Annotated in this window: 1 protein-coding gene; it reads left to right on the top strand. The window is 30.1% G+C overall.

The window, feature by feature from the left end; genetic code table 11:
- A partial coding sequence (locus ADH02_RS08055) for an ISL3 family transposase (protein ID WP_048784023.1) occupies nt 1-885 on the top strand: 885 nt, incomplete at its 5' end.
- Nucleotides 886-904: the final 19 nt, after the last annotated feature.

The following is a 904-nucleotide window of genomic DNA, read 5'->3' as shown; positions in this document are numbered from 1 at the left end:
ATCATAGATGATACAGCACGATTATTGACCATTAAACCATTACATGATTTACCTGAGCATTTGTGTTTTGATGAATTTAAATCCGTCAAATCTTCCGATAGTAATATGAGTTTCATTATTTGTGATAGCACAACACACAAGCTAGTCGATGTTGTAAGAGATAGAAAATCTTACAGTTTGAAAAAGTATTTTCATCGTTTTGAGCCTAAGTCTAGATTAAAGGTAAAAACTATCTCAATCGACATGTACTTACCGTACATTCAATTAATAAAAGAAATGTTTCCTAACGCAAAAATTATCATTGATCCTTTTCACATCGTACAAGCCTTAAATAGAGAATTAAATCGAACTCGGGTACGTGTCATGAATACGCATCGTTATAAAGACCCTAAATTATATCGAAAGTTAAAACATTATTGGAAGTTAATTTTAAAGAATCCTAATGAACTTCAGAACTATAAATATAATCGTTATAAACTTTTTGAAAGCTTCATAACAAGCAAAGGAATCGTAGATTATATCTTAGAAAATAATCCATCTCTTAAAAATGATTATGAGGTTGTACATTCACTTCGTGAATGTATTCAGGACAGAGATTATATAGAATTCAAGGAAACGATTGAAGCAGCTACGCAATTATACCTATCTCCTGGTTTAAAAAGAGTATTAAAGACATTAATTACTTACTTGCCATATATTCAAAATACTTGTGAGTATCCAACTAGAACAAATGGCCCCATTGAAGGAATAAACAATAAAATAAAAGTACTCAAAAGGAATGCTTATGGCTTTAGAAACTATTACCATTTTAGGAACAGGATTATTTTAATAACAAAAATGTTTGGCCCAAAACAAAAAGGAATTAAGCAACAATTAGTTGCTTAATCCCTTCCTAAAATTCTTC

The organism is Streptococcus sp. 263_SSPC, from assembly GCF_001071995.1.
In the GTDB taxonomy this organism is placed as follows: Bacteria; Bacillota; Bacilli; order Lactobacillales; family Aerococcaceae; genus Granulicatella.
The sequence above is the reverse complement of the archived record's forward strand: the minus strand, read 5'-3'. Positions and strand labels throughout refer to the sequence as shown.